This is a genomic window from Vulcanococcus sp. (assembly GCF_044369115.1).
In the GTDB taxonomy this organism is placed as follows: Bacteria; Cyanobacteriota; Cyanobacteriia; order PCC-6307; family Cyanobiaceae; genus Vulcanococcus.
In genome coordinates, this window is sequence record NZ_JBIPMN010000246.1 from 1 (window position 1) to 2,739 (window position 2,739).

4 protein-coding genes are annotated in these 2,739 nt (G+C 65.6%); 2 read left to right on the plus strand and 2 right to left on the minus strand.

Translation table 11 applies throughout. The annotated features are described in order from the left end of the window. On the plus strand, positions 1–809 hold an 809-nt coding region (gene ribD / locus ACIQ2E_RS13950), incomplete at its 5' end, for a bifunctional diaminohydroxyphosphoribosylaminopyrimidine deaminase/5-amino-6-(5-phosphoribosylamino)uracil reductase RibD (RefSeq protein WP_398331805.1). Here ribD and ACIQ2E_RS13955 read toward each other — a convergent pair. Both ACIQ2E_RS13955 and ACIQ2E_RS13960 read right to left on the minus strand, forming a co-directional pair. Continuing rightward, positions 806–1,552 carry a potassium channel family protein gene (locus ACIQ2E_RS13955; RefSeq protein ID WP_398331808.1) on the minus strand — a complete coding sequence of 249 codons (747 nt, stop codon included), beginning with the start codon at positions 1,550–1,552 and terminating at the stop codon, positions 806–808. The two genes, ribD and ACIQ2E_RS13955, sit on opposite strands and share 4 nt — an antisense overlap. Positions 1,553–1,575: 23 nt before the next feature. Continuing rightward, complete coding sequence (locus ACIQ2E_RS13960) at positions 1,576–2,241, minus strand: SOS response-associated peptidase (protein ID WP_398331811.1); 666 nt, start codon at positions 2,239–2,241, stop codon at positions 1,576–1,578. A gap of 85 nt (positions 2,242–2,326) precedes the next feature. Here ACIQ2E_RS13960 and ACIQ2E_RS13965 point away from each other — a divergent pair. Then, a partial coding sequence (locus tag ACIQ2E_RS13965) for an ATP-dependent metallopeptidase FtsH/Yme1/Tma family protein (protein WP_398331814.1) occupies positions 2,327–2,739 on the plus strand: 413 nt, incomplete at its 3' end.

The window sequence follows — 2,739 nt, forward strand, 5'->3', positions numbered from 1 at the left end:
TGATCGCCGCGGGTGTGGCGCGTGTGGTGGTGGCGATGCGCGATCCCGACCCGCGAGTGGCCGGAGGTGGCATCGCCCAGCTGCAGAGCGCAGGGATCGAAGTGATCGAGGGGGTGTGCGAGGCCCAAGCCCGCCAGCTCAACCGCGCCTTCATCCACCGGGTGGAACACGGCCGCCCACTGGGCCTGATCAAGTGGGCGATGAGCCTCGACGGCCGCACAGCCCTGCCCAACGGCTCCAGCCAGTGGATCTCGGGGCCAGCAGCGCGGGCCTGGGTGCATCAACTGCGGAGCCGCTGCGATGCGGTGATCGTGGGTGGCGGCACGGTGCGCGCCGATAATCCGCTGCTCACCAGCCGCGGCCAGCGCACCCCCGAGCCGCTGCGCGTGGTGATCAGCCGCACGCTGGATCTGCCCACCGAAGCCCAGCTCTGGAACCAGCACACAGCGCCAACTCTGGTGGCGCATGGCTACGACGCCCCCGCCAGCCGCCGCTTCCAACTGGATGCCGCCGGGATTGAACGCCTTGTGCTTGAGCGCTGTGAACCATTGGAGCTGATGGTGCGCCTGGCGCAGCGCGGCTGCAATCAAGTGCTGTGGGAATGCGGGCCGGGCCTGGCGGCTGCGGCGCTGCGCCAAGGTTGTGTGCAGCAGCTCGCGGCAGTGCTGGCCCCCAAGCTGCTGGGGGGCGAGCCAGCCCGAACCCCTTTTGGCGACCTGGACTTAGTGGATGTGAACCAAGCGCAGCCCTGGCAAGCGCTGCAGCTGCAGCAGCTCGGGGCCGACTGGCTCTGGGAGTTGGAGCGCTAAAGGTCGAGGTCGTCCTCCACACCGCGCGCCGTGTAGCGGCTGATCAACAAACCCATCACCATCGCCAGATAAATCGTGCCGGCGATCGCCACCATCACACACACCATCTGCGACTGAGCCGTGACGGGGTGGATGTCGCCGTAGCCCGTGGTTGTGAGCGTGACGAACGCGAAGTAGTTGAGCTCGACGAAGTCCAACGCCCACACCGGATTGGCAGGGTTGAGCCCGGTTCCATGGGAGCGCAGGATGGGCCCTGGGCTGGTGCGGGTGGCGATAAAGCTGCCAGGCACCACCGTTTCCAGGGCACTAAACAACAGCCCAGCCCCCAGTCCGAGCAGCAGATAACCGGCCAGGGCGCCGAGCAACACCTCCCGATTGATCTGGCGTTCCTTCGCCAGATTGCGGATGAGGCGTTCACAGCTCCACAGCACCAGCACGCTCCAAAGCACCAACAGCGGCACTCCGGTGCTGGTCTGGGAAAGCGGCGTGAGGTACCAAACCAACGACGACACCCAGGTGACGACGCCAAGCAACCGGAAGCCATGCCTGCGGAGCGTGGGCCAGCGGCCCTCATCGATCGGCATCCCCAGGGAACTGATCAACACCAGCGGCAGTGCCAGGTAGCCGATCACCGCAAGCTGACGCAACCCATGGGGCAGCATCAAGCAGATCAACACCCCCAAACAGGTGACCAGCAGGCTCACATAACCGTTATGACGGCGACGCGTGTGCGCTGCTTGCACGATCACCGCTGACCCAGATGGCGTCATTGTGGAGATCGCGGAAACAACGGCAACTGCTCTGAGCTGAGCGGTGATCGCTCGGCACGGAGCGCCGGCGGCACAACGGTCCACCAACCCGGATCCCAGCCCTGGAGAAGCGGCTCGAGAGCCCGCAGGCCAGGGCCATCCTTTGTTTCCAGCCAGGCCTGCTCAAGGCCATCCGGCACGATCACGGGCATCCGGTTGTGCAGTGGAGCCACCAGGGCATTCGGCGCAGTGGTGAGCACGCAACAGCTCTCCACCTCGCTGCCATCCGGGCCGATCCAGCGATCCCAGATGCCGGCCAACCAGAACAGAGCGCCATCACGCCGGTGGATGCGGTGGCCCTTCTCGTAAAACGCATCGGCCGGCAGCAGGCAACGCCGGTGGCGCCAAGCGCCGCGAAAGCTGGCCTTCTCCGCCACGGTTTCAGCGCGAGCATTGAACGGCCTCGGGCCTGCCAACGGGTCTTTGCTCCACTCCGGCAACAGCCCCCAGAGCATCAGGGCGGGCTGCAGCGCTCCGTGCTCCTGGCGCAGCGCCAACACCGGTTCGCCCGGGGCAATCAGCCCACGTGGGGCGTAGTACTGCTCCAAACCCAGCGGCAACGCACCCTGCAAACGCGGCAGCAGTTGATCGAGGCGAGCAGTGAGCGAATAGCGACCACACACGGCCAGAGCGGCTCCCGTTCGGTTCTCACCCACCACCGGGTCCGTGGGTGACCCCTAGTTTGGGGGCCATTCCGGCTGCCTGCGCATGCCTATCCGTAAGGACGACACGCCCCCGAATCGTCGCTTTGGCATCGTCAACCTGGTGCTGATCGGCTTTGGGGTGCTACTGCTGGTGAGCAGCTTCCTGCCCAACCAAGGCATGCAGCAGGTGCCGCGCGTCCCCTACTCGCTGTTTGTGAGTCAGGTGGATGACGGCAACGTGCGCCGCGCCTACATCACCCAAGAGCAAATCCGTTACGAGCTGAAGGAGGCTCCCGCGGAAGGCGCCCCGAGTGTGCTGGCCACCACGCCGATCTTCGACATGGATCTGCCGAAGCGGCTGGAAGAGCACGGCGTTGAATTTGCTGCAGCACCGCCTCAGAAGCCCAGCTTCATCACCACGGCCCTGAGCTGGATCGTGCCGCCGCTGATCTTCATCCTGGTGCTGCAGTTCTTCGC